We start from the raw sequence: 26,620 nt of genomic DNA on the forward strand, positions 1-26,620 counted from the left end.
GGGGCGGAGGGTAGTAGTCTGGGTGGGTGTCCTCGCAACCTTCCCCCCAGCGCGTGTCCGCAAACCCCTCGTCCGCCGCGAGCGCGGCCACGTTGTCCACGCGTCGGCTGATCCAGCACGTCGGCACGGTCCTGCGCGGGAAGGACGACGTGGTGCGCTTGGCGGTGACCGCCCTCCTCGCAGGGGGTCACGTGCTGGTCGAGGACGTGCCCGGTGTGGGCAAGACCACGCTGGCCCGGGCGCTCGCGGCTTCCCTCGGGCTCGAGTTCCGGCGGCTGCAGTTCACGAGCGACCTGATGCCGGCCGATGTCCTCGGGGGCAACGTGTACGACCCGACCTCGGGCACGTTTCGCTTCCGCCCAGGGCCCGTGTTCACGCAGCTGCTGTTGGCGGACGAGATCAACCGCACCACGCCCAAGACGCAGAGCGCACTGTTGGAGGTCATGGACGAGCGCCAGGTGTCCGTGGAGGGTGAGACGCATCGCCTGGGTGAGCCCTTCTTCGTGCTGGCCACACAGAACCCCGACGACTTCTACGGCACCTACCCGCTGCCCGAGTCCCAGCTGGACCGCTTCCTGGTGCGGCTGCGCATCGGCTACCCCGCGCCCGAGGTAGAGCGTGCGCTGCTGCGCGAGCGCGACGGGAGTGACCCGGTGGCTCGCCTCGGACGCTGCTGGAGCCTCGAGGACCTCACGGTCGCGCGCGCTGCCGTGGACGAGGTGCGTGTGGACGACGCCGTGCTGGACTACCTCCATGCCGTGGTGCTCGCTACGCGCGAGGCCCCCCGGCTGACGCTCGGCGCCAGCACCCGCGCGGCGCTGGCCCTCGAGCGAGCGGTGCGCGCCCACGCGTTGGTGCAGTCGCGCGACTACGCCACCCCGGACGACGTTCAGACACTCGCGGTGCCCGTGCTGGCCCACCGCGTGCGCACCACTGGCGATCCACTCGATCGTACGCTGGCCGAGGCCGCCATCCGGGAGCTCCTGCAGACCATCCCCGTCCCGGTATGAGCCAGCGCGCCCCACGACGCAGGCGCTTCTCCCTCACCCGGCAGGGCAAGGGCTACGTGTTCGTCACGATCGGGGTGGGCATCGCGGCGGTCAACACGGGCAACAACCTGCTCTACTTGATCCTGGGCCTGCTCCTGAGCTTGTTGCTGGTGAGCGGCACGCTCAGTGACCTCGCGCTGTACCAGCTGCGCGCCAAGCGGCGGCTCCCCGTGCGGCTCTACGTCGGTCGCTCCCACGACGTGGAGGTCACGCTCGAGAACCAGAAGCGTGTGCTGCCCAGCTTTTCGCTCGAGGTCCGCGAGGAGGCCGTCGGAGGACACCCACCCGAGCCGTCGCCACCCCTCGGCCGCCGAGGACACCCAACCGAGCCGCCCCCGCCCTTCCACGGCCGCGGCGCCTACGTGGTCCGCGTCCCCGCTGGCACGCGCGTCACCGTCACCACCACGCTGACCCCCGAGCGCCGCGGCCTCCACGTGCTCGGCAGACTCCTGGTCACCACGCGCTACCCCTTTGGCCTGATCGAGAAGGTCAGCCGGCGCGGTCACGCCGAGGAGGTGCTCGTCTACCCCGAGGTCCGCGAGGTGTCGCTGCCGGCGTTCCCGCCCCATCAGCTGGGCCTGGCGGACGCCACCACCCGCCGCGGTCACGGGCCAGACACCCTCGGCCTCCGTGCGCACCGCGTGGAAGACGAGGCCCGCGACATCCACTGGCGCCGCAGCGCCAGCTTCGGGCGCCTGGTCTCGCGCGAGCGCGCCGCCGAGGCCGACCGCTCGCTCACCCTGGCCCTCGACGAGCGCCCTCCCACGGACCCCGCTCAGCGCGCCCTGTGGGACGCCGCGTTCGAGGTCGCCGTGTCGGAGTGCGCGTCCCTCGCCGTCGCGTCGCTCGCGCACGGCATCTCGGTGGCTGTCCGCGCCGAGGGCTCCGAGAGCCCGCGCGTGGATGCGGGTGGCGTGCCGGACCCCCTGCTCCGCTACCTCGCCCTGCTCCAGCCCCTCGACGCAGCGGGACAGTCACCCGTGGGCGCCGCGGGACACCCTGCCCGGCGTGATGCTGGCATCCTGCTCCGAATCCCCATCGAGCCAGCCGAGCGGCCTGCGGCCCCGGCGGTGCCAGCACTCGAACCCGGACCCACGCGGGGAGGCCGCGCGGCGTGAGCTTCATCCGCCTCCACAAGCTCATCACGTACATCGTCGCGAGCGTGGGCCTCTTCGCGCTCACGCTGGGCGGGGTCATGCGCCCGCCGCTCGTCGCGCTGATGGGTGTCCTCGTCGTGGCCAGCTGGTTCGTGGACGAGCGCCGCTTCCTCCCCGCGCGCTGGTCGCGCACCATCACCGCCATGATGGCCGCCCTGGCCGTGGTGCAGGTGGCGCGCGGCTTCACGGACGTCTCCATCCTCACCCTCTCGGTCGAGTTCGTCGGGGCGCTGCAGGTGTCCCGCCTCTACCACCGCCGCTCTGCGCTCGACTACCAGCACATCGCGGTCTTGGCCATCATCCACCTCCTCGCGGCGACCATCCTCTCGAGCGGGCTCGACTACGCGGTCATCTTCTTCCTGTACGTGATCGCCACGCCCTGGATCCTGGCGCTCAACCACCTGCGCGGCGAGATCGAGAGTCAACACGCGCTGCCCGGCGCCACCATCACGGATGGCCCGTCACCCGAGGCCGTGGGGTGGATGCAACGTCCCCTCGTGGGTGGGGGGTTCCTCGCGGGCACAGCGCTGCTCTCGCTGCCGCTGTTCATCGTCACGGCGCTGTTCTTCTTGCTCTTCCCGCGCGTCGGCATCGGGTTCCTCTCGCTGGGCGACGGCGACTCCGAGACCGTGGTCGGCTTCGGCGGGGACGTGGAGCTCGGCGGCTTCGGGGTGATTCGCGACGATCCCACGGTGGTCATGCGGGTGACCCCGCAGCCGCTGCCGACGAATCCCCCAGCCTACTGGCCGCTGCGCATGCGCGGGACGTCGTTCGATCACTACGAGGCAGGTCACTGGACCCGGCGGCTCGATGTGCGTGAGCGCCTGGTCGACATCGGCGAGCGCTTCATGCTGCGGCGCCGGCCGCTCGACGGGGACATCCACCTGAGCGTCATCGTCGACCCGCTGGACGAGCCCGTGGTGTTCCTGCCCGAGCGTACCGTCGCCGTCGACGTCGCCCCGCGCGTGTCCAACGGGGTGATCGTCTTTCGCAGCCTCGAGCTGCGTACAGGGCTCGATTTGCGCTACCTCGAGCCGGACGGCCTGCCGTTCGCGTACGAGGCCATTGCCGCGCCGGACGATGCTTCGAACGCCGCCCGCGATAGCATCTGGGTCCGACCCGGGCTGGGACTCCAGCTGAGTGAGCGCGAGGCCCCCGCTTACCTGCAGCTCCCGGCGGGCCAAGAGCGCATCGAGGCCCTGGCGCGCGAGGTGGTGGGCGACGCGACCACGCCCGCGGCGATGGCGCGCCGGGTGGAGCGCTACCTGCGTGACTCGGGCACGTTCGCCTACACGCTGACGCAGCCCGACACCACGGGGCGCGACCCACTCCACGTCTTCCTCTTCGAGGCGCGTGCCGGCCACTGCGAGTACTTCTCGACCGCCATGGCCGTGATGCTCCGAACGGTGGGGGTCCCCACACGGAACGTCACCGGCTTCGTGGGCGGGCAGTACAACCGCTTCGGGCAGTACTACGGGATTCGCAATGGTGACGCCCACAGCTGGGTCGAGGCGTACATCGACGGCGACTGGCGGACGTTCGACCCCACGCCGGTGGCGCGTGGGCTGAGCGGCCCTACCGAGGTCCCCGTCCTGACGCCCCTGCGCGAGATGATGGATGCGCTTCGCACGGCCTGGCAGCGGCGCATCGTCGGCTACGACCTGCGCTCGCAGGTGGCGGGGCTACGCGCCATCGGGCGCTTCTTCCGCTCGATGGGTGTCCTCGGAGGCGACGACGACCAAGCGTCCCGCGACCCCGAGCTGTCGGCGCTCTCCTCCCGTTCGCGCGGAGCCACGCTCTTGGCCACCGCGTCCCTCGCGTTGATCGCCCTGGTCATCGGGCTGACCTGGCGGCAGCGGTCCCGAACGCGCACCAACCCGCTGTCCCCCGATGCGCTGCGCGCGCAGGCCTTGTACCGGGTCATGGAGCGCCGCCTGGCTCGCGTGGGTGTCCCCCGACCCCCTGCGAGGACACCCACCCGACACGCCGAGAGCCTGGTCCGGGAAGGGCGCGCAGGCGCGGACGTGGTCACCGCCATCACCGAGGCTTACGTGGCGGCCCGCTTCGGCACGGCCGGACTCAGCGCGAGCGACGCCAAGCGTTGGAGGCGCAGGCTGCACGAGGTGCGCTGAAGCGGCTCAGGTCACGACTCAGCGGCTGGCCAGAATCAAGACTGAGTCAGCAGGAACGCCGCCGCGCCACCGACGGCCAGCAGCACCAGCCCGACCACCAGCCACTTGCCGCCGCCGCCCCCGGACGTGGTCGTCTGGGTGGACGCTGGGGTGGGTGTCCCCGCAGCCCCTGCCGCCCCGGCTCCGGTGGGTGTCCCCGGCCCTGCGGCGGGTGTCGCCCCAGCCTTGCCCGACGGCTTGCTGGCTGGGGTGGGTGTCCCTGCAGCGGCCCCGAGGTTGACGCTCTGCGACTCCAGCTTGGCGATGCCTTCGTCTACACCGGACTCGCGCCAGCCGGGCTGTGCGCCACCGCTGTTGGCGCCCGCGCCGTCGCCGAAGCCGAGGCCCGCGTCGCCGTCGTCCGAGAACCACGAGGAGGGGTCCTCGAAGGAGCCCGCGTCCAGGGGCTTGGCCCCGCCGTCATCGGAGTCGGACGAGGGCGCGTGGCCGTGGGTCACCCCGTCGCTACCCAGCGAGGTGAAGCGCACCAGCTCTTCCTGGATGAGCTTGTCGATGATGGACTGCTGCCCGGCGGCGCCGCGCGGCTTGTCCTCGTTCTCGACCGCGTTCTTCACCAGCGCCGCGATGTCGTACGACGTCACCTTCATCTGGTGGCTGAAGAGGAACCCCGCCAGCGCGTCGCTCATCTCGCGCGCCGTCTGGTAGCGGTCCGCGGGGTGCTTTGCCAGCGCCTTCGCCAACACGCGCTCGAGGCTGTCGTCGGCCTCTGGGTTGACCGAAGACAACTTCGGCACGTTGGCCTGCTGCACCAGCTTAACGGTCTGGTAGTCCGAGTCGCCCAGGAACAGGCGCTTCCCGGCGATCATCTCCCAGAGCACGATGCCCATGGCGAAGAGGTCCGCGCGCTCGTCCACGGCGTCGCCCAGCGCGGCCTCGGGCGCCAGGTAGCTGAACTTGCCCTTCACCACGCCCGGGTCGGTCTTCTCGAGCTGCGTGCTGGCCTTGGCCAGACCGAAGTCCGTGACCTTCACCTCACCGCGCTTGCTGATGAGGATGTTGGGCGGCGAGATGTCGCGGTGCACGATGTCGAGGTCGTTGCCGTCGTCGTCGCACAGCTCGTGCGCGTAGCTCAGCCCGCGACAGGCCTCCATGGCGATGTAGACCGCTTCCTTCATGGGCACCGGGCGGCCCTGCTTCAGGAGCACCTCGATGATGGTCTTGAGGTTGGCCCCGTCCACGTACTCCATGACGATGAAGTACGTGTTGTCCGCCGCGCCGATGTCCAAGACGGACACGATGTTGGCGTGGTTCATGCGGGCGCCCAAGCGCGCCTCGTCCAGGAACATGCCGATGAAGTTCTCGTTGGAGGCGAGGTGCGGCAAGACGCGCTTGATGGCCACGCGCTTCTTGAAGCCCTGCACGCTCATGGCGTCGCCGACGAAGACCTCCGCCATGCCACCGGCGGCGAGGCGCTCCACTACGCGATATCGCTGTTCGGCCATGTTCGGTCAGTACCTCAGACGCTCTCTAACGGGGTGCCCATGCGACGGTTGTCGCGCCCGAAAGTGCGACGTTTGGGCGCCAATAGCAAGTCTTGTGCGCACCCCTCTGGGGGGTCAGGCGTCACGCAGCAGCGTGCGCGCGATCTGCGAGATCTGGATCTCGTCCGTTCCCCCATAGATCTGGAGCACTTTGGCGTCCCGGCAGAGCTGCTCCACGCGGTACTCGGCCATGTAGCCGTTGCCCCCGAAGAGCTGCACGGCCTCGAGGCACACCTCCATCGCGCTCTGGGCGCTGTAGAGCTTGGCGGCGGACGCCTCGGCCAGGTCCATGTGCTTCCCGTGCCCGGCCAGCTCGATCTGCCGGAACACCAGGTTCTGCACGTTCATGCGGGCCACCTCCATCTTCGCCAGCTTCAGCTGGATGAGCTGGAACTCCCCGATGGCCTTGCCGAACTGGACGCGCGTCTTGGCGTACTCCTTACACAGCTCGAGGCAGCGCTCGATGATGCCGAGGGCCATGGCCGCCACACCCGTGCGCTCGCTGCCGAACGTGTCCTTGGCGCTCTTGCGGGCGCCGCCCTCTTCGCTCTCGCCCAGCAGGCGCGATTTGGGCACGCGCACGTCGTCGAGGAACAGCTGCCCCGTGGGCGAGCTGTGCATGCCCATCTTGCGCAGCGGCTTGCTCTGCTCGAGCCCCTTCGTGCCCCGGTCGAGGATGAAGCTCACGATGGGCAGCTCGCCGTCGGGCCCCGCGGCGCCTTCCAGCCGGCAGATGAACACGATGGTGTCCGCGAAGGGCCCGTTGGTGATGAAGGTCTTGCTGCCGTTCAGGATGTAGTCGTCGCCGTCGCGCCGCGCGCTGGCCCGCATGGAGCCGAACGCGTCCGAGCCGCTGCCGGGCTCGGTGATGGCCCACGCGCCCACCTTCTCGAGGGTGAGCAGCGGCGGCACGAACTCCTCCTGCTGCGCGAGCGTGCCCTTGCGCTCGATGGCGCCGGCCGTGAGCCCGATGCTGACGCCGAGCGCGGTCACCATGCCCGGGCTGTGCCGGCAGAGCTCGATGATGGGGATGAGCTGCATGGCCATCGCGTCGGCCGACGGACCGTGGAAGCCCTCGCGCTCCTTCTTCTCGCGCACCTCGCCCTTCTTCTTGCGCTCGAGGTCGGCCAGGAACTTCCCCTTCGCCATGTCCCCGATGCCGAAGGTCTTGAGCATCTTGCGCAGCACCTCGTAAGGCGGCGTGTCGCCGTGCTCGAGCGCGTCGATCTGCGGGACGATCTCGGCCTCCACGAAGCGTCGCACCATGGACCGGATCTGCTTGTGTTGTTCGCTCCACTCGATCATCGGGCGCTCTCCTGTGCGACTCACCACGTGGTGAACGGTGTCGATAGACTACTGACTGAGCGTTCATTCACAAGTGGGAACGTACGGAAGCCCAGCCGGCGCTGACGTCCGGGCGCGTTCCGTCTATGCTTCGCTCGATGGCCCAAGCAGCGCGCCGACTCGCGACCTACGACGACTTGCTCGCGCTCCCGGACCACGTCGTTGGTGAGCTCATCCATGGAGTGCTCGACGTGCAGCCTCGCCCTTCGCTGCCGCATGCGCGCGCAGCCTCGCGAATGGGTGACGTTCTCGGTGGACCCTTCGACCGTGGGTTGGGCGGTCCTGGAGGATGGATCGTCCTCGACGAGCCCGAGCTTCATCTCGGCCCGCACGTTCTCGTTCCCGACCTCGCGGGCTGGCGACGAGAGCGCCTTCCCGAAGTGCCCGAGACCGCCGCGACCGACGTCGCTCCGAACTGGGTCGCCGAGATTCTCTCGCCTTCGACTGCGGCCAAGGATCGCGTCGACAAGATGCGGCTCTACTTCGAGTTCGACGTCGAGCATGTGTGGCTCGTCGATCCCAGCGCGCGCACGCTCGAGGTCTTTCGTCGTGAACCCAAGGGGTTCGTGCTCGTCGGTTCGCACCGCGACGACGCCGTGGTTCGCGCGGAGCCATTCGACGCGATCGAGCTGCAGCTCGCGTGGCTCTGGGAGCGCTGACCGAGACCGAGCCACGCCCCGAAGCTGCGTCAGCGAGCTGTCCGTGCCCAAGCTCAGCGCAGCCCAGGCGGCCCGAAGCTCTCGTGGCCCCGCGTGCGCAGCTGCTCGAGGCGCCGCACCAGGGAGTCGCGCACGTCTCGGAAGCGATCCAGCAGCACGTCGCGGCGCACGTCGAAGCTCACCAGTGTCGGGTCCTCGGTGTGCCAGTGCAGCCGCTCGAGGCCGCGCGGCAGGCTGGCCAGCACCTCGGGGCCGGCCAGCGAGACCACCAGGTCCACCTGCGCGAGGTCCACGCTGCCGAGGTGCCGGGGGCGATGCGGGCGGATGTCCAGGCTGTCCTCGTCGCGCAGCGTCTCCACCGCCAACGCGTGCACGGCCTCGCTCGGCACCAGGCCTGCGCTGCTCACGTGCAGGGCAGGAAAGCGCTTCCGCGCCAGCGCCTCGGCCATGGGGCTGCGCGCCGAGTTGTGCATGCACACGAAGAGCAGCCCGCGCGCGGGCAGGACGCCCGAGCCCACCCCGCTCACCCGTCCGCCTCGGCGTCGTCGCGCGTGCCCCCACTGAGCCGCTCGCTCACGAAGCTGGCCGTGTAGCGCACCAGCGGCACCACCTGGGCGTAGTCCATGCGTGTGGGCCCCACCACGCTGAGCGTGCCGTGCGCGTGCTGCCCGGCGTCGTAGCGCGTGGCGATGAGCGAGATGTCCTCCACCGGGTGCAGGTTGGCCTCCGTGCCGATCAGCACCTGCACGCCGCCCGCCAGCAGCGTCTCGTCCAGCAGCCCCAGCAGCCGCTCGCGGTCTTCGAAGGCGCGCAGGTACCCGCGGATCTTGCCGGCGTCGCCGAACTCGGGCCGGTCGAACAGGCGCTGCTGCCCCTCGATGACCACGGTTGCCACGGTGCTGGGCGCGCTGTCAGCGGCGGCCTCGATGAGCGCGCTGGCGTGCACGCGCAGGGCGTCGTACTCGCCACGCCGGTCCTCTTGGCGCGCGGCCAGGAAGTCACGCAGCTGCCGCAGGGACTTGCCGGGCGCGTGCTCCGCCAGGAAGTTGTTCAGGCGCTCGAGCTCGCTGGCCTCGACTCCCTCGGGCAGCGCCAGCACGCGGTTCTGCACGGTGCCCGCGCGCGTGACCAGCACGGCCAGCACCTGGCCCGCGCGCAGCAGCATGAAGCGCAGCTGGTCCAGCTCCTCTTCTTCGGGCCGCGGGCGCGTGATGACCGAGACCGCGCCCGTCAGCGAGCTGAGCAGCTCACCGGCTTCTTGCACCAGGTCGGCGTGCGGGCCGAGCGTGCCCAGGCGCCGGCCCACGGCGCGCCGGTGCGCGGTGGAGACGGCCTTGATGCTGACCAGCGCGTCCACGAAGGCGCGGAAACCCGTCTCCGAGGGGATGCGCCCCGAGCTGGTGTGGGGCTGCACCAGGTAGCCTGCCTCCTCGAGGTCCGAGAGCACGTTGCGGATGGTCGCCGGGGAGAGGTCGATCTCGTAGGCCTTCTGCAGGCGGCGTGACGCCACCGGCTCACCGGTCGCGATGTACTCCGTGACCGCGGCGAAGAGGATGCGACGTTGACGTTCGGAGAGGGCAGGGGGCACGTGTCCACACCTTGTCACAAACGCGGAGCGGATGCGCCCACGAAAAGAGCGGGCCGCGCGCTGCTCGACCGCGCGCGCGGCCCTTGCGCCGTCCATCGCTGGGCGGCATCTTGAGGCCGTCATGAACCACGTCGCCTGACCTCGAACCGCGAGCCGCGCCGTCCCATGGGTGGACACGCAACGGCTCGTCGCGATGGACTCTCCGTGTGCGGGTGTGGCGATGGGTAGACTTCAATTGGATGACGTGGCGTTCGCGTTCGGCGAAGGCGACAGCGTGTTTCAGGGTGTGAGCCTGTCGCTCGAGCCGGGCTGGACGGGCATCGTGGGACCGAACGGTGGCGGCAAGAGCACGCTGCTGCGCCTGCTGGCCGGGCAGCTGCGGCCGAGCGCCGGGGTTCGCAGCGGGCCGCTCCCCGAGGACGTGGTGCTTTGTCCGCAGCGTGTGGACGAGCCCACCGCCGAGGTGCACGCGCTGGCCGCCTCGACCGAGCGGCGCGCGCTGCGCTGGCAGGGACAGCTGAGCCTCGAGCCCGCGCAGCTCGAGCGCTGGGAGACCCTCAGCCCCGGTGAACGCCGTCGCTTCCAGCTGGGCGCGGCGCTGACATCCGAGCCGGAGGTGCTGCTGCTGGACGAGCCGACCAACCACGTGGACACGGAGGCGCGCGAGCTGATCCTGGCCGCGCTGCGGCGCTTCCGCGGGGTGGGGGTCCTCGTATCGCACGACCGGGCGCTGCTCGATGGGCTGGTGCAGCAGATCGTGTGGCTCGAGGGAGGTGAGGCGCGTGTGTACCGCGGTGGCTATGGCGAAGCGCGGGCGCAGCGCGAGCGTGAGCATGCGAGTGCGCGGGCTGTGCAAGACGGCCTGCGCGCGCAGAAGCGCGAGCTCGACCGGCGGGTGACGGAGGAGCGTCGTGCCGCCGAGGCGGCCACCCGCGGGATTGGCGCGCGCAACCGCATCAAGGGTCCGCGTGACAGCGACGCCCGCGGGGCGCTGGCCAAGGGGCGGGTCATCCAGGCCGCCAAGACGCTCTCGCAGCGGGTGACGCGCACAGCCAGCGAGCAGGAGCGTGTGGAGCGCGCGTTGGGGGCCACGTTCGTGCGCAAGCGGCTCGGGCGCTCACTGTTCGTGGCCTTCGAGCCGGCGCCCAAGGGCCGCTTGGTGACCCTCACGCGCGCTGCGCTTCCGTCTGCCGAGCGGCCGGTGCTGCGCGACGTGTCGCTGGTCATCGAGCGGGACACGCGCCTGCACCTGCGCGGTCCCAACGGTGCAGGGAAGAGCACGCTCCTGCGGGCGTTGCGCGAGGCGAGCGGGCTGTCCTCTGAGCGGGTGCTCTGGCTGCCGCAGAACCGCGACGCGCGCGACGCAAGCACGCTGCTGCGTGAGGTAAAGGGGCTGCCGAACACGGACCGCGGCCGCGTCTACGAGGTGCTGGCTGCGCTCGGGACGCCGCCCGAGGCGCTCATGCGCACACCAGCGCCGTCACCCGGTGAGGCCAAGAAGCTGGAGCTGGCCCTGGGGCTCGCGCGCAACGTGTGGCTGGTGATGTTGGACGAACCCACCAACCACCTGGACCTGCCGAGCGTGGAGCTCCTCTCGGCCGCGCTGGTGGACTACCCGGGCGCGCTGGTGCTGGCCACGCACGATGACGCGTTCGCGCAGGCCACGTGCACCAGCAGCTTGCAGATCGACGCGGGGCGTGTGCGCTGAGGAACCGTCATGGACTCCCGAGCCCTCGCCTGCGTCAGCCGCTTGCGCGCGTCGGCCGCAGCGTGGTCACGGCGTCGTTCCGTCGATGCGCACGCGCTCGCGTGTGACGTCTTCGTCCCACTCGGCGTCCCAGCCCACGTAGTGCACGCGCACAGTGTCGCTGCCGAAGGGGGCGTCCAGGATCTCGGCGAGGTACCAGCTGCCGCGCCACTCCACGTGCACGCGCAGGCCGGCCGGCAGGGGTGACTCGGGGGTGGGCGTGTACCCACCCGGGTCGTCCTGCGTGCCGGTGTTCTCGATGGCTTGGCCGCTGTCGTCCACGAACACTTGCGGCGCGATGAGCTCAGACGGCGGCGCGATCACCTCGCCCTCGGTGCGGATGCGCAAGGCGTCCACGGCCTCGTCCCACTCGTCACCCCAGCCGTCGTAGTGGATGTGGTACTGCCCGCCGTCCAGCACGGCCACGATGGTGGCGGCGTACCAGCTGCCGCGCCACTCCACCTGCACGGACTGGCCGGGCTGGTAGTTGGCGGCCGCGATGGTCTGCGCCTCGCCCGCGGTCGTGTAGGTGGCCCCACCGCAGCCCGCGCTGGCGGTGGCGATCACGAAGCTGGCGAGCAGCAGGAGACGGGCTCGAAGGAGCACGCGCCGAGGGGTGGACGATGTGCGAACCATGACGGTACGGTGTCATACGGGAGCGAACCTCGATAGCTTCCCGCCCGAGCCAGCGTGTACCGCACTCCCCAACGACCCGAGCTGCCACGCGACGAGATCGAGCGGCTCTCAATCGCCCGCTACACCAAGGCGTGGCGGCTGTTCACGTTGGTGCTCTCGATCGTGTTCGTGCTGCCTCTCGGGCCCGTGCTGGTGCTCGAGCTCACGCCGTATCGCTTCGGTGCCGCCGCGTTCGCCGCCACCGGCTTCACCCTGCTCGTGATGGCCCTCACGCTCATGCAGCAGCAGGTCGTGGTCGAAGCCAACTACACCCGCGGAGAGCTGACCGTGACCCCTCCACACGGGCAGCCGCGACGGGTCCTCTTCGTAGACATCGAGGACGTCGACACGGACTCCATCAGCGACTCGGAGCTGATCCGGGTGACGCTGACCACTCGCTCCGGGCCCGTTCGGGTGGTGGATGGGATGGCGGTCGATGAGCCGGTCCGGCGCATCAAGGCCATGCGCCAGAAGGCCGCGCGGCTTGCGAAAGAAGCCGCCGAAAACCGCGCGAAGGGGTGACGGCAGCCCGTTGGGGCGCACGCCGGGCCTGGACGATGACCCGGGCTTGGCGTTACGGTGCTCCGTCAGCGTGTACCGCGATCCTCAACGACCCGAGGCCCCGCCCGAAGAGATCGAGCGCTTCGTGCTGGCCCGCTACAGCACCCGGTGGCAGTGGGTCACCGTGGCGACGGGTATCCTGTTGATGCTGCCGCTGGCGCGCGCGCTCGTGCTGGGGATGTCCGAGGGCTACGCGGGGTTTGGGGCCATCGCCGCGGCGGGGGCCATCCTCATCGTCATGGTGCAGGTGATGATGCGCCCGAAGGTGACTCTCGAGGCCAACTACACCCGCGGTGAGCTGGTGGTCCAGCCGTGGCGTGGTGCAGAGCAGCGCGTGCGCTTCGAGCACATCGAGTACGTGGACATCAACGCGATCCCGCGCTCGGAGATGATGCGGCTCGAGCTGGTGACCGGCGCGGGTAGGGTGCTGATCATGGACACCATGGTGGTGGATGCGACCACCGAGTGGCTGGAAGGGGTGCGCGCCAACGCCGCGCAACGGAGCGAAGCGCCCGAGGCCGGAGTGGCCGGCTGACTTTGCCATGGGTCGGTACTCCGGTTGCCGCGGCGGGCGCTTCGGGATCATGCTGGGCCGGTGAGTGCGACAGAACGTGAGAGCGAGGCCCAGCGCGCCCTGCGGGGGGACATCGAGGCGCTCTCCCTCGCGCTCGAGAAACTCGGCGTGCTGGTGCGCGAGGAGCCTCTGCCCGAGCCGTCGCCGGGTGGCTTGGCGCGCGTGGGTACCCAGCGGCTCTGCTTCGTGCCACGGGACGCCAGCCTCGATGTGAAGCGCAACACGCTGCTGGACGCGCTGCGCCGGCTCCCCACCGAGGAGCTGTTCCTGCATCCGCGGCTGCGCGCGCTGCTGGCGCAGTAGCCCGATCGGCTGGCGGCTGGGGTGGGTGTCCCCACACGGAGAAGGGGCTTCCCGCTCGGCCGGCAGCGTGGGACGCTCGGCCACGTTTCCTCAAATATCCCCGGGCGTTCGGTGGGCCCTGGGGTCGAGCCAAGGAATCCGATGCGCGAGGCGTCGGAACTTCTCTCGATGGCGGGCGTCTGCCCCCCTTCTGCCCTGGAGTCTCATGCCCGTCAGCAGCTCTCCATCCCGCTTGCCCCGCTTCTTCTCGCCGGCGCTCTTCACGCCGCTGCTCGCGCTCTGCCTCGGGGCTTGCGGGGGCGGACCCGAGGACACCCACGCCACCACCGCCACCGCGCGGGCCGTGCGCGGGTCGCTGGGAGAGGGCTCGCCCACGCTGCGCCGCTTGGCCCCGGGCGAGGCGCTCACCATCGCCGACGACGGCGTGGCCTGGGTGGAGCTGGATTCCGGCCCGCGCGTGCTGGTGTCTGCGGGCGCGCAGCTCTCGGTGGACGCCGAGGGGGTGCTCCAGGTGGACGGCGGGCGCGTGTACGTGGAGGTGGCCCCGCGCGACGCCCTGACCGTGCGCTTCGGCACCGAGACGGAGGGTCTCGAGCTGCGGCTCAGCGACGCCGCCGTGTCTCTCGAGAGCGCGCCAGCGCGCAACGTCTACGTGGTGCGCGGCGAGGTGACCTACAGCACCCTCGGTGGGGAACGCAGCGGGCCGCTGGCTACGGGCGAGCGCTACACGCAGGGGGCGGAGGCGCCCGTGCCGGCCACGCTCTGGGAAGACTGGACCGGTGGCCTGGCCGAGCCCGGCGGCGCGCGCGAGCAGGGCAGCGGGGTGGGTGTCCTCGAAGCCCGCGTGCCGGACGAGTTGGGCCTCGCGCGCTGGCCGCTGGTGGTGCGCCGCTTGAGCGTGCACGTGCGCATCGAGGGGGACCTGGCCATCACCGAGGTGGAGCAGGAGTTCTTCAACCCCGCCAGCGAGATGGTGGAGGGGCTCTACCGCATCTCGGTGCCCGAGCAGGCCGTGCTGCAGCGCTTCGCGGTGGACCGCCGCGGGCGCCTGGTGGACGGCTACATCAAGGAGAAGGCGCAGGCCGCGCGCCAGTACCAGGCGCAGGTCTACGCGGGCTCCACCCTGGATCCGGCCCTGCTCGAATGGGACGCGCCGGGCCGCTATCGCGCGCGCATCTATCCCATTCAGCCGGGGGCCACGCGCCGCATCGCCATCCGCTACGTGGAGTGGCTGCGCCGCCCTGCCGAGGGGCAGCCACGCGTCTACCGCTTCCCCATGGGCGCGGGCGGTGATGCGCCGCTGGTGTCCGAGTTCGAGTTCTCGGCCGACCTGAGCGGGGCGCTGGCGGGCGAGGTGCGCGCAGGGCACGGGGCGCGTGTGGAAGACGGCCGGGTGGTGCTGCGCCGCAGCGACTTCAGCCCGCGCAGCGACCTGTTCCTCGAGCTGGTGGACGGCGACGAGACGCCCACCGGGCACCGGGCCTTTCGCGCAGAGCACCAGGCCCCGCCGCGTGACCCGAGCGCGGGGCCGGCCACGGCCGAAGAGGAGAGCGACTACTGGTACCTGCCGCTGGTGCTCCCGCGCGACCTCATGGAGGGCGACGCACCCGCCGAGGGCATCGACCTGGTGCTGGTGGCGGACGTCTCGGCGGCCACCGAGACCACCCAGCTCGAGCTGGGTCGTGGCGTGATCGAGGCCCTGGCCGCGCACCTCTCGCCGAGCGACCGCGTGGCCATCGTGGCCAGCGACCTGCGCTTGCGCGGGGTGACCAACGAGGCCGTGGCCCTCGGGCCCGCTAGCCCGGAGCGCGTGGAGGCCCTGCTGGACGGGCTCGCGCGCGTCCCGAGCGGCGGCGCCAGCGATCTCGGCGCCACCCTGGCGGAGGCCGCCGCGCTCCTGGACCCGGCGCGCCCCGGCGTGGTGATCTACGTGGGCGACGGCGCCCCCACCGTGGGTGAGCTGGAGGCCGACGCGCTGCTCGAGCGTGTGGCGCGCCTGCCGCGTCCGCTGCGCGCCTATGCGGTTGCCGTGGGTGCGACGGCGGAGCTCGGTCTGCTCGAGACGCTGACGCGTGGCTCGGGCCTGGCCCGTCGTGTGGAGACCCGCGCCGAAGGGGCGCGCGTGGCCATCGAGCTGCTGGGGCATGCTCGCCGCCCCGTGCTGCAGCGCGTGGAGGTGGAGGTCGGCAGCGGCATCGAGCAGCTCTTCCCGCGCCGCCCGGTAGACGTGGTGCTGGGCGATCCGATCAGCATCGTGGGCCGCGTGGACGGCTCGCCGCCCACCTCGGTGACCGTGCGCGGCGAGCTGCGCGGGCAGCCCTTCGAGCGCAGCTTCGAGGTGGAGACCGAGACCGTCTCGGACAACGGCGACCTGCGCCTGCGCTGGGCCGCCGAGCGCCTGCACCAGCTGCTGCTGTCGGGTGAAGGGCGCCAGGAGATCGCGGACCTCGGGACGCGCTATGGGCTGATCACGCCCTTCACCAGCTTCTACGTGCCGAGCGAGGCCGAGCTGAGCCAGCTGGGGCCGCGCGCCGCCGAGCTGATGGAGGACGTGCAGTACGCGAGCGCCGGGGACACCCACCCGCTGGGCGCGCTGCTCCTGCCCTTGGCGCTGGCGGGCTGCTCGCTGGACAGCGCGCCGGAGGCTTCGCCCGCGCCGCAAGAGGAGTACGCGCCCAGCGCCGAGTCGGCCGAGGCGTCCGGCGTGGTGGGAGCGTTCGCTCCTCAGCCGCCCCCACCGCCGGGGGCCATGCCCACGGGCGCGCCCATGCCCATGCCGTCGTCGCCCACGGCGGCCACCACGGCGCCGTCGGACGATGCGGTGAGGCGTGCCCCCTCGGAGCCCGAGCCCCAGGCCGCTGCGAACGTGTACGGCGCCGATGCACCCGTCGCGGAGGCTGCGCCCGTCGTGGCCCAGCCCCAGGGCATTTCTCCAGACGTCGCCGTGCAATTGCAGCAACTGGGGTACGCCGTGGGCGATGGGCACGGCTCGGACGGCTCCCCCATGACTGGCACGGGCGCGGGTGGCGGCGGCGTCGGAATCGGCACCATCGGAATGGGACGCGCGTCGTCGGGAAGCCCACCCGCTCCGCCCCGCACCATGTCCCCCCGACGGGGTGCCTCTCAGGGGCCGGTTGCGGAGGAGTCCCGCAACCGCCGCGCCGAGGCGAGCGAGCGTGACCTCCAAGGGGTGCTCGCCGGACTGGACGAGGACACCCTCCGCGGGGGCCGCCTGGTGATCACCACCACCGTCGAGATGGAGCGCGGCCCCGAGCACGAGCGCAGCCGCTGCTCCGACGCGTCGCGCGCCTCGCTCGAGGACCGCGAGGCCCTCTGGCGCGAGCGCCTCTCTGCGCAGAGCAACGCCTACGGCTGGCTGCAGGTCTACCAGCAGGCCGTTCTGCGCTGCGAGGCCACCCGCTGGCAAGAGCGCCGCCGCCTGCTGGACCTCATGCTGTCGCGCGCCGGCAGCGTGGCCGAGATGCTGCCGCTCTACCATGCGTCCAGCAGCACCAGCGTCCGCAGCTACCTGCGCAACGCCATCGTGCGGCGCGTGCGCACCCCCGAGGACCTGCGCCTGGTGCGCCGCACCTTCGGGGCGAGCGTGGACGCCCAGATGATCGAGCGCGCCCTCGCAGGCGCCACCACCGACGCGGCCAAGGTGCGCGTGCTGCGCCGGCTCATCACGCAGTTCCCCACGCACATGGAGCTGCAGCTCTCGCTGCTGGAGCTGCTGGAGCGCATGGGGCAGGCGGCCGAGGTCCGGCGCCTGGCGCGCGTCATGCGCCAGAACCCGCTGGCCGACGCGGGCGTGCGCACGGCCATCGGCGAGCTGTACCTGCGCCTCGACGACGAAGCCGAGGCGCGCCGTGTGTTCAGCGAGATCGTGGAGTTCGCCCCGCGTGACGAGCTGGCGCGCCGGCGCCTGGGCGACCTCTACCGCGCCCACGGCTGGTTCGACGAGGCTTACCGGCAGTACCAGACCCTGGCGGCCATTCGCCCCGACGACACCAGCGTGAACCTGCTGCTGGCGCAGGCGGCCGCGGGGGCGGGCCGCGTGGACGAAGCGCTGCGCCTCGAGCAGGCGCTCGCGCAGACGGGCCAGCCCGGTGAGGCCGTGGGCCTGGCGCGCACCGCGCTCTTGTGGTCCTCGGTGCGCTTCGCCGAGCTGCGCGCGGCGGCGCGGGCAGCCAACGACACGGACGGCCTCGCGGCGCTCGTGGCCCGCATGCGGCGCAGCGGCGTCATGGGTCAGGCGTCGCCCCTGCGCGCCTCCCTGGTGTGGTCGCACCCGGACGCCAACCTGGGCCTGTGGGCGGGCTATCCAGGCCTCGGGCTGTCGCGGCCCGTGGACCTCACGCCCGAGTACGGCATCGAGGTGTTCGACGTGCGCGAGGTGGAGGACGGCACCTACCGCGTGGAGGTGCGCCGCCAGGGCGAGCGTCACCTCACAACCGTGGAGGCCAAGCTCGTGGTGGTCTGGCGCGAGGGCGCCGCCGACGAGCGCGTGGAGGTCCGCAACCTGCGCTTCACGGCGGAGCAGCGCTCGTTCGGCTTCACCATCGCGGGCGACACGCTGAGCGAGGCGCCGGTCACCGCGCCCACGGGCGGAAGGCCGCCACCCACCGGAGGGCCCCGTCCCCCCCTACGCACGCCCATGCGCACGGACGGGGGGCGCTGAGCCATGACCCTCACTCATCCCATGTTTCAGGGGCGCTCCATGCACGGCCGCACGTCACTCCACACTCTCGCGCACATCCAGGCGCTGGTCATCGCGCTCGGCTCGCTGCACGCGTGCGGCGGCGGTGAGCCTCCACCCGCAGCCACGGTCGGCCTCGTTCAGCCCGTGCGCGGCGCCGTGACGCTCACTCGCCTGGAACACGACACCGCAGCGCGTGGGCCCACGCGGGTGGAGACCGGCGCCACCATCGCCACGCCGGATGGTGCGCGGGCCACGTTCACGCACGACGCCGGCCCGTGGTTCCTGTTGGACCGCAGCACCCGCGTCAGCGCCACGTTGGAGGCCGTGCGTGTGGAGGCCGGCCGCGTGTTCGTGGACGCGCGCGTGGACCAGGGGCTGAGCGTGGAGTCGCCGCACGGCACCGTCAGCGTTCAGAACGGCGCCATGGCCGTGCATGTCACCGAGGCGCGCACGGAGATCTACTGCGCCAGCGGCGAGGTGGTCTATCGCAGCGAGGGTGGCGAGGGGCGATTTGCCCAGGGTGAGACGCTGATCCTCACCAGCACCACCGCCGAGGCCGCTCCGGCCGCGCTGTGGGACGACTGGACCGGCGGCCTAGCCGACCCGAGCCCACGCCCGCCGCCCGCCGCGGGCTACATCGGCCAGCTCACGGGCCGCCGCATGGAAGAGCGCGGCGTGGCCCGCCGGCCGCTCAGCATGCGCTCGCACGAGGTGCAGGTGACGCTGGACGGCGAGCTCGCGCGCACCGAGGTGATCCAGACGTTCTTCAACGGCTACGACGACGCGCTCGAGGCCGAGTACCGCCTGCGCTTGCCGGAGGGCGCCGTGGTGGAGGCCTTCGAGGTGGACCAGGGCGCGGGCTTCGTGCCCTCGGCCGTGCAGCAGCTGCCCATGGGCGACGGGTTCTCGCCCCCGGTGGCGGTCTACGGCTTGCCCAGCGCGCGCCTCTCGTACGACGGCCCGCAGCGCGTTCGTGCGCGTGTCTACCCCATCACGCCGGGCGCCGTGGTGCGCGTGAAGGTGGCCTACACGGAGTGGCTGACCCGCACGGCCGACATGCGCACCTACGTGTACCCGATGCGCACCGAGGGCGAGCCGCCGCTGGTGGGTGAGCTGCACCTGGCCGTGGATCTCGGCGCCTCGAGCGGGGCGCCGACGCGCGCCGGCATGGGTGCGCTCACCGAGGGGGGCCGCGTGGTCCTGCGGCGCAGCGACTTCAGGCCGCGCGCCGACTTCACGCTCGACATCCTGGACCCGCAGGAGACCACCGAGACCGCGCAGGCGCCACGCGTGTACACGTACCGAGCGCCGTCCAATGACGTGAACCCCATCACCGGCGAGCGCGCCCCGGACGAGACGTTCGTGGCCGTGGACATCCCCACGCACGAGCTCGCGCCCTCCGACGAAGATGTGCCGCTCTCGTTGGTGCTCTTGGTGGACACGTCCGGGGCGACCGAGCCCGAGGAGCTGGAGCTGGCGCGCGGCCTGGTGGAGCACGTGCTCCAACAGCTGGCGCCCACCGACCGCGTGGCGTTGCGCTTCGGCGACCTGGTCACGCGTGCGCCGGAGGGCGAGGCCGCCGCGCTGCAGCCGGCCAGCGCCGAGCACGCCGAGCGCCTGCTGGGCGCGTTGGGTAGCGCGACGCTAGGTGGTGCCACCGACCTCGGCACCATGCTGCGTGGCGCGGCCAGCGTGCTCGAGGGGGCCCCGCGCGCTGCGGTGCTCTACCTGGGAGACGGGCGGCCCACCACGGGCGCGCTCGACGCCACCAGCATCCGCACCGCCCTCTCGCAGCTGCCGCGCGCGCCACGCTTCTTCGCTCTCGGCCTCGGCGACGAAGCCAACGTGGACCTGCTGCGCGCCGTGATGGGCGAGAGCAGCGCCCGCGCGGTGGGCTCGCGCGACGAGATCTCGGCGGCCGTGCTCGCCACCCTCACCGACGCGGCGCGCCCCATGCTGCGCGGTGTGACGGTGGACCTCGGGCCCACCGTGGAGCGCATCTACCCGCGCGGCGCGCTCACCGTGCCGGACAGCGGGCGCCTGCGTCTGTTCGGCCGACTGGTGGACGAGGTCCCTCCGGCGGCGCGCGTGCGCGGCTCGCGTGACGGCGTGGACTTCGACGAGACGCTGCCGCTCAGCGTGGCCAGCGTGACCGCGCCCGACGTGCGCAGGCGCTGGGCGGTGGCACGCCTGAACGAGCTGCTCGACGAGGACGCGGGCCGTGAGGCGCTGGTGGCCATCGGCCTCGAGCACGACCTGCTCACCCCGTGGACCTCGCTGGTGGTGGGCGGTGGCAAGGGCGAGGCCTACGGTCTGGTGGCCGACTTCGACATCAACCCGCTCGACTTCAGCTGGCAGCTGGGTGGGCGCGCTCCCTCCGTGCCCGTTCTGGAAGAGGGCTGGCGGCGGCGGGGGCCGGTGTCCGCGCCCGTGGCCACGGAGAGCGCCGCAGAGCGCACCTGGGTGCCGCGTGTCTCTTCCGGTGCAGCCGACGAATCCGCCCCGGCTCCCACGGGGGATGGCGGCTACGCCCAGGCGGCCGTCGGTCGTGCCCTGCGCCTCGGCGCGCGCGGCCCCAACGCTTGCTACGAGCGCAAGCTGCTGCTGCGGCCCGATCTCGAGGGCGCCGTCACCGTGGCGGTCACCGTGGATGGCGCTGGGACGGTCAGCGCGGTCACGCTGGTGCGCTCCACGCTCGGCGAAGAGGACGTGGACGCCTGCGTGGTCCAAGAGGTGCGCGGCCTGCGCTTCCCCGTCACCGAGGGCGGCAGCGTCAGCATCCAGCACACCTTCGTGTTCAGCGCGGCCGATCGCGCCATCGGGACCCGCCGGACCTGCAGCGACGCCTCGCGCCAGGATCTCACCGTGCGCCGCGCGCTGTGGCGCGAGCGTCTGGCGGCCAGCGGCGGCGTCGGCGGTGCGCTGGCCGTCTACCGGGACGCGAGCTCGCAGTGCGAGCTGGGCGACTTCCGCGCACGCCGCGCGCTCTTGGACATGATGCTCACCCACGTGGGCGGACAGCGCGTGCAGCTGGCGGCCGCGTTCCCGTCGGACAGCGCGGCGGGCAGCTACCTGCGCGCCGTGGTGCTGCGCTCGCTCGGCAGCGCCGCCCAGGTGGAGGCCGCCCGGCGACTGCTGGGGCTCGACGACGCCAGCATCGACTGGAGCGTGTTCGACCGCCTCTACCGGCGTGCCCCGAACCCTGCGGCCAAGCTGCGCCTCGTGCGGCGCTGGCTGGAGATCGCCCCCGACGAGATGGACCTCCGGCTGCGCCTCTTGCAGCTGCTGGAGGAGACCAACGCCCTGCCCGAGGCGCGCCGCTTGGCCTGGGCGCTGCGCGCCGACCCGCTGGCCGACGCGGCGGTGCGCACAGCCGTGGGGGAGTTCTGGCTGCGCCAAGAGCGGCCCGACGAGGCCCGCCGCGTGTTCAGCGAGATCGTGGAGCGTGCACCTCTCGACCCGTGGGCGCGCCGCCGCCTGGGGGATCTCTACCGCGCGCACGCCTGGCCGGACGACGCCTACCGCGAGTACCGCGCGCTCGGGCAGCTGCGCCAGGGCGACCCCGAGGTGAACCTGCTGCTGGCTCGCGCCGCCGCCGATGCAGGCCGCGTGGACGAGGCCCTGCGGCTGGAGCAGCGCGTGGCCGAAGCCGCCGATGGCGACGCGAGCGAAGGCGAGGCAGCCATCGCCCAGGCGTGGACGCGCGTGCGGCTCGCGCTGCTGCGCTCGGAGAGCCAGGACCCGGCCATCGACGCGGCGGTGCTGCGCCGCCTGCGGCACTCGGGGGCGCTGCGCTCGCCGCCCGCGCTCTTCGCGGCGCTGACCTGGGCCCACCCGGATGACGTCATCAGCATGACGGTGGCCTACCCGGACGCGGCAGACCGGTTCGAGCCCGTGCAGCTGAACAGCCCCGCGCACGGGATCGACGCCCTCACGCTAGCCGACCTCGATGAGGGCGCGCTGCGCCTGGCCTTCGAGCGCGGTGGGCGCGAGGACCTGCGCGCCACCGAGGCCACGCTCACCATCGTGCTGGGCCTGGGCACCGAGCAGGAGCGTATCCTGCGCGAGACCGTGCGCCTCGATCGTGAGACGCGGCGCGTGGTGATGCGCCTCGAAGCGGGCGCGCTGACTACCGAGCCCCCGCGCGCCACCCCTGCGACCCCCTGACGCGACAAGGTCTTTCACGGCGGGCGGCATCGGCCTATGCTGCCGGCCGCCGTGCCCACGAACGCTCCACCGCCCGTGTCTCTCGGTCGCTACCGGGTGCTGCGCCGTCTAGGGAAGGGCGGCATGGCCGAGGTGTTCCTGGCCAAGACCACGGGCGCGGAGGGCATCGAGAAGGTGCTGGTGGTCAAGCGCGTGCTGCCCCAATTCGCCCGCAACGAGCACTTCCTCACCATGTTCGTGGACGAGGCCAAGGTGGCCACCCGCCTGAACCACCCCAACATCGTGCAGGTCTACGCGTTCGAGCGCGTGGAGGGCGAGTTCCTGCTGGCCATGGAGTTCGTGGACGGCGTGGACCTCGGGCGCCTCAGCGCCGCGGCGAAGCGCCTGGGCGAGCGGCTGCCTTACGGGCTCTCGGCCTACATCGTCCACGAGGTCACCAAGGGGCTCGATTACGCGCACAAGCGCAAGGACTCGCACGGCGAGTCCATGGACATCGTCCACCGCGATGTGTCCCCCCAGAACGTGCTGCTGGGCTACGACGGCATCGTGAAGGTCGCCGACTTCGGCATCGCCAAGGCGAAGCTGGTGTCCGAGGACGACGGCGTCATCAAGGGCAAGTTCAGTTACATGTCGCCGGAGCAGGCCAAGGGGCAGGCCGTGGACCGGCGCAGCGACGTGTACTCGCTGGGCGTGCTGCTGGCCGAGCTGCTGATGGGCCGCCCCATGTTCCCGGGCCTGCAGGGCATGGAGGCGCTCGAGCCGGCGCGCGAGGGCCGCGTGACCTTCCCGCAGGACGTGGACCCGGACGTGCCGGACGCGCTCGATCGCATCGTGCGGCGCGCCCTGCACCCGGACCCCGAGCAGCGCTTTCAGACGGCCCGCTCGCTGGGCAGCTCGCTCGCGCAGTTCCTGCACGACTCGTCGGTGCTGTGGGACGCCGAGGCCCTCGAGCAGCAGCTCGTGCGCCTGGTGCCACGCGCCCACGCCAGTGTGGAGGACCCGCGCATCCGCGACGCCATGACCTTCGCGGGCTTCACCATCAACGCGGGCTCGCTGGCCGTGGAGCGCGAGCTGCGTGAGCGGCGCCGTGTAGTGGTGGTGGCCGGCCGGGTGCGGGACTCCAGCTCGCTCACGGACCCAGGGCAGCTCCCCAGCGTGGACCAGGCGGCGGCACGCATCCTGGCGGACATCGCCTACAAGAACGACGCCGTGCTCTCCTGGGAGGACGGCGTCGAGAAGTCTCACTTTCGATATGTGATCGGGCTCGGGCGCACCACCCCCCAAGACGCGCTGCGCGGGGTCTCGCTGGCCTTCGACGTGGTGGAGGCGCTGCACGGCCTCTCGGCCGACCTCTTCGCGCCCATCACGGCGTCGCTCGCCGTGTCGTCGGGCATCGTCACCACGGTGCGCGACGGGTCGGGTCGCCTGCTGCGTTACGCCCCCGTCGAGTCTGCCTTGGCCGTGGCCGAGCACCTGGCCAACGAGGGCAACGCCGGCGCGGTGCGCGTCACGGGCGATGTCTACCGGCTGGTGCGCCGCGACTTCCGCATGGACGAGGAGCACTCCGAGGAGGTGCTCCTGGACGGCGGCATCCGCATGCGCGCCTATCGCGCCCTGGGAGCGCGCACCCGGGAGGAGCGCGCGGTGGACACCCGCCACCACCTGGGGGCCGAGGGCCTGGTCGGCCGTGCGGCCGAGCAAGAGACCATCCGCGCCCTCTACCGTGAGGCCGAGACCACCGGTAAGGCGGTCTTCGCGGCCGTGGTGGGCGAGCTGGGCGTGGGCAAGTCTGCGCTGGTGTCGGCCGCCCTCGACTCGCTCGAGCCCATGCCCGGCATCCTGTCCACCGAGTGCGGCTTCGGCACCAGCGACGTGCCTTTCTCCAGCCTGGCGGCGCTCATCCGCGACATCTTCTTCATCTCCGATGACGCCGAGCGCTCCGTGGTGCGCGAGCAGATCCGGTCTTCGCTGCAGGCGGTCGTCATGGACGGCGACCGCCGAGACCTCATCGAGCGCGGCGTGCTGACCCTGCTGGGGAGCGCCGACGAGCGCTCGGCCGACCTCGGCCACGAAGAGCGCACCCGCGAGGTGGTGCATGCCATCGAGCTCCTGCTGCGCCACCTGGCCAAGGGCGGGCCCATCGTGGTGTGGCTGGACTCGCTGCAGTGGGCCGACAGCGCGTCCCTGGACCTGCTGCGCACCATGAGCCAGGGCGTGCACCGCAGCCCGGTGCTGATCCTGATGGCCACCCGCCCCGAGGTCCGCACGGCGGCTGCGCTGCGCGGGGTGCCCGTCATCGAGCTGGGCGAGCTCGACACGGCGGAGCGCCGGGTGATCGTGCGGCGCTGTTTTCGCGGGGCGGAGGTGCCGGAAGATGTCGTGCGCGCCATCGTGGAGCGCGCCGGCGGCAACCCGTTCCACATCCAGGAGCTGGCCGACGCGCTGCTGGAGCGTGGCGTGGTCCGTGTCGTGGAGGATACACAGGGCGTATCAACAGTGGTCCGCGATAGCAGCGTGCCCATCTCCCTACCCAGCTCGCTCGAGGGGGTGGTGGCCTCGCGCCTCGACGAGCTCCCGGAGCCCACGCGCCGTGCGCTGCGCTGGCTGGCGGTGGCCGGCTCTGGGCTCGAGGAGCGGCAGCTGGTGAACATTGCCGGCACGGACGTGCAGGCCAGCATCCAGGAGCTGCTCGAGCGCGGTTTCCTCGTGCGTCGCACCAACGGCACGCTGTCCTTCGCCAGCGGGGTGGTGCGTCAGGTGGCCTACGAAGGCGCCGAGCCCGACGACCGGCGGCGCATGCACCGGCGCGTGGCGGACTTCTTCCAGTCGCTCCCAGACGCGCCCGCCGCGCGCATCGCCCACCACCTCGAGCAGGCTGGGGAGCTTGGCGCCGCCGCGCACGCCTACCTGGAAGCGGCCGAGCTGGCGAGCGGGGTCTTCGCCAACGCCAGCGCGCTTGGACTGTACGCGCGCGCCCTGCAGCTGTTCGTGAACGACCCCGAGGCTCGCTTCGCCGCCCACGCGGGCCGCGAGCGCATCTTGCGGTTCCTGGGTCAGCAGGAGGAGCAAGTGCGCGAGCTGGACAGGCTGGATGCGCTCTCACGCGATCCTGAAATGCCACGGGCGCTGCGGGCCTTCGCGCTCAACCGGCGTGCGCGCTTCGAGATCGACCGCGGCGCGCTCACGGACGCCCAGCGGCACCTCGAAGAGGCTCGCTCCCGAGCCATCGCCGAGGGTGATCGGGGCGCCGAGATCGACACGATCCGAATGCTGGCCGAGGTGGCCCGCGACCGGGGTGCGTCCGCGCGAGCGCTGGCGCTCTGCGACGAGGCGCTAGGGCGCGCTGGCGTGCTGCCCGACTTCCTCCCGGCCCGCGGCCTGGTGCTCATTCAGAAGGGCATCGTGCTCGAGCGGGCAGGGCACGCGCGCAAGGCCCTCGAGACCTACGCCGAGGCCACCGTCGTGTTCCGCCGCCTGGGTATCAAGCGCCACGAGGCGCTCGCGCTCGACCACCTGGGGGCCGCGCTGGCGTGCCTCGGCAACTATCAGGACGCGGTGGCCGTCACCCGTGCTTCGCTCAGCTTCGACCGTGAGACCGGCGACCGCCTGCGGCTGGGGCGCAAGCTGGCGCTCTTGGCGCTGCATTACGACACGCTGGGGGACGCTCAGCGGGCGAGCGACTTCCTCAGCCACTCGCTCAACGTGTTGGGCGCCATGGTGGCCATCGAGGCCACGCCCGGCCGCAAAGAGGCGCAGTGCGCCATGATCGAGCTGCACTTGCGCCGCGCCGAGCCCCAGCGCGCGGCGGAGCTGCTGAGCGAGCTGCGCGTGCAGGTGGCGCAGCACGGGCCGTATCTCGAAGCACGCGAGCGCATCCTCACGGCGCGCGTGCTGCTGGCCGCTGCGGGTGCCGCCGGCTCGGAGGAGGCCGAGCAAGCGGCCGAGGCCGCCCGCGTGCTCTGCCTGGCCCACGACTTCATCAGCCTCGAGGTGGAGGCACTGGCGCTCTTGGGCTGGCTGCGCGCCACGCGCGGAGCGCTCGCCGAAGCCAGCGCCGCGGTCGATGCCGCCAGCGCGCGTCTCAACGCCGACGTCACGGTAGAGCGCCCCGCCGCCGTTCGCATGCTGCTGGCTCGCTGCTACGAACGGCTGGGGGCGCCCGAAGACGCCGCGCGCGCGTGGGAAGCCGCACGCGATGCGGTGGTGGGGCAGGCCGAGCGGGTGCGTGGAGAAGCGGCACGCGAGCGCTTCCGCGCCACCACCGACGTCGCCGAGTTGCTGGCGCGCTGAGGGTCGGGCGGTACCGCATCCCCAGTGATGCGGCGGTCATCAACAGGGTCTTCGCGTACAGCTGGCAAAGCTGTGGACAAATGATGCTAAGATTCTGAAATCAAAGGTGAATTGCAGCCTGTTCTGGCTGT

Annotated in this window: 16 protein-coding genes; 11 read left to right on the forward strand and 5 right to left on the reverse strand. The window is 71.8% G+C overall.

Annotated elements, in window-relative coordinates:
* The first annotated feature begins 53 nt into the window (after positions 1-53).
* Genes IPI43_04115 through IPI43_04125 form a run of 3 tightly spaced genes read left to right on the forward strand, consistent with a single transcriptional unit; the run spans position 54 to position 4,338 of the window.
* Positions 54-1,010 (forward strand): MoxR family ATPase, encoded by a 957-nt coding sequence (locus IPI43_04115; GenBank protein MBK7773311.1) that lies wholly within the window; start codon positions 54-56, stop codon positions 1,008-1,010.
* Positions 1,007-2,167, forward strand: a complete 1,161-nt coding sequence (locus tag IPI43_04120; protein MBK7773312.1) for a DUF58 domain-containing protein — start codon at positions 1,007-1,009, stop codon at positions 2,165-2,167. Before IPI43_04115 ends, IPI43_04120 begins: the two co-directional genes overlap by 4 nt.
* A complete protein-coding gene (locus IPI43_04125) occupies positions 2,164-4,338 on the forward strand; it encodes a DUF3488 domain-containing protein (GenBank protein ID MBK7773313.1) in 2,175 nt (724 codons plus the stop codon). The genes IPI43_04120 and IPI43_04125 overlap by 4 nt, the downstream gene beginning before the upstream one ends.
* A 35-nt stretch (positions 4,339-4,373) precedes the next feature.
* Here IPI43_04125 and IPI43_04130 read toward each other — a convergent pair whose 3' ends face one another.
* On the reverse strand, positions 4,374-5,840 hold the full coding sequence (locus IPI43_04130) for a serine/threonine protein kinase (GenBank protein MBK7773314.1): 1,467 nt from the start codon (positions 5,838-5,840) through the stop codon (positions 4,374-4,376).
* 114 nt (positions 5,841-5,954) lie between these two features.
* Positions 5,955-7,184 (reverse strand): acyl-CoA dehydrogenase family protein, encoded by a 1,230-nt coding sequence (locus IPI43_04135; GenBank protein ID MBK7773315.1) that lies wholly within the window; start codon positions 7,182-7,184, stop codon positions 5,955-5,957.
* Between the two features lie 137 nt (positions 7,185-7,321).
* Between IPI43_04135 and IPI43_04140 the strand changes: the two genes are divergently transcribed.
* Positions 7,322-7,882 carry a Uma2 family endonuclease gene (locus IPI43_04140; protein MBK7773316.1) on the forward strand — a complete coding sequence of 187 codons (561 nt, stop codon included), beginning with the start codon at positions 7,322-7,324 and terminating at the stop codon, positions 7,880-7,882.
* Positions 7,883-7,935: 53 nt separating this feature from the next.
* Here the strand turns inward: IPI43_04140 and IPI43_04145 are convergent, their stop codons facing one another.
* Positions 7,936-8,400, reverse strand: coding sequence for an arsenate reductase ArsC (locus IPI43_04145; GenBank protein ID MBK7773317.1), 465 nt, complete (start codon positions 8,398-8,400; stop codon positions 7,936-7,938).
* A gap of 5 nt (positions 8,401-8,405) precedes the next feature.
* Positions 8,406-9,470 carry a heat-inducible transcription repressor HrcA gene (gene hrcA, locus IPI43_04150; protein MBK7773318.1) on the reverse strand — a complete coding sequence of 355 codons (1,065 nt, stop codon included), beginning with the start codon at positions 9,468-9,470 and terminating at the stop codon, positions 8,406-8,408.
* Between the two features lie 220 nt (positions 9,471-9,690).
* Between hrcA and IPI43_04155 the strand changes: the two genes are divergently transcribed.
* The gene (locus IPI43_04155; GenBank protein MBK7773319.1) at positions 9,691-11,178 is read left to right on the forward strand and encodes an ABC-F family ATP-binding cassette domain-containing protein; all 1,488 of its coding nucleotides are present in this window, start codon (positions 9,691-9,693) and stop codon (positions 11,176-11,178) included.
* Positions 11,179-11,244: 66 nt separating this feature from the next.
* Here IPI43_04155 and IPI43_04160 read toward each other — a convergent pair whose 3' ends face one another.
* Positions 11,245-11,853, reverse strand: a complete 609-nt coding sequence (locus IPI43_04160) for a hypothetical protein (protein MBK7773320.1) — start codon at positions 11,851-11,853, stop codon at positions 11,245-11,247.
* Positions 11,854-11,907: 54 nt separating this feature from the next.
* Between IPI43_04160 and IPI43_04165 the strand changes: the two genes are divergently transcribed.
* From IPI43_04165 to IPI43_04190, 6 genes are all read left to right on the forward strand, one after another.
* A complete protein-coding gene (locus IPI43_04165) occupies positions 11,908-12,414 on the forward strand; it encodes a hypothetical protein (protein MBK7773321.1) in 507 nt (168 codons plus the stop codon).
* Positions 12,415-12,484: 70 nt separating this feature from the next.
* Complete coding sequence (locus IPI43_04170) at positions 12,485-12,988, forward strand: hypothetical protein (protein MBK7773322.1); 504 nt, start codon at positions 12,485-12,487, stop codon at positions 12,986-12,988.
* Positions 12,989-13,048: 60 nt separating this feature from the next.
* Complete coding sequence (locus IPI43_04175; protein ID MBK7773323.1) at positions 13,049-13,330, forward strand: hypothetical protein; 282 nt, start codon at positions 13,049-13,051, stop codon at positions 13,328-13,330.
* A gap of 205 nt (positions 13,331-13,535) precedes the next feature.
* Positions 13,536-18,011, forward strand: coding sequence for a hypothetical protein (locus IPI43_04180; GenBank protein MBK7773324.1), 4,476 nt, complete (start codon positions 13,536-13,538; stop codon positions 18,009-18,011).
* 3 nt (positions 18,012-18,014) lie between these two features.
* The gene (locus IPI43_04185) at positions 18,015-22,199 is read left to right on the forward strand and encodes an AgmX/PglI C-terminal domain-containing protein (protein MBK7773325.1); all 4,185 of its coding nucleotides are present in this window, start codon (positions 18,015-18,017) and stop codon (positions 22,197-22,199) included.
* Positions 22,200-22,250: 51 nt separating this feature from the next.
* Positions 22,251-26,489, forward strand: a complete 4,239-nt coding sequence (locus IPI43_04190) for a protein kinase (GenBank protein MBK7773326.1) — start codon at positions 22,251-22,253, stop codon at positions 26,487-26,489.
* Positions 26,490-26,620 lie beyond the last annotated feature (131 nt).

It is taken from the genome of Sandaracinaceae bacterium (assembly GCA_016706685.1).
In the GTDB taxonomy this organism is placed as follows: Bacteria; Myxococcota_A; Polyangia; order Polyangiales; family Houyiibacteriaceae; genus JADJJE01.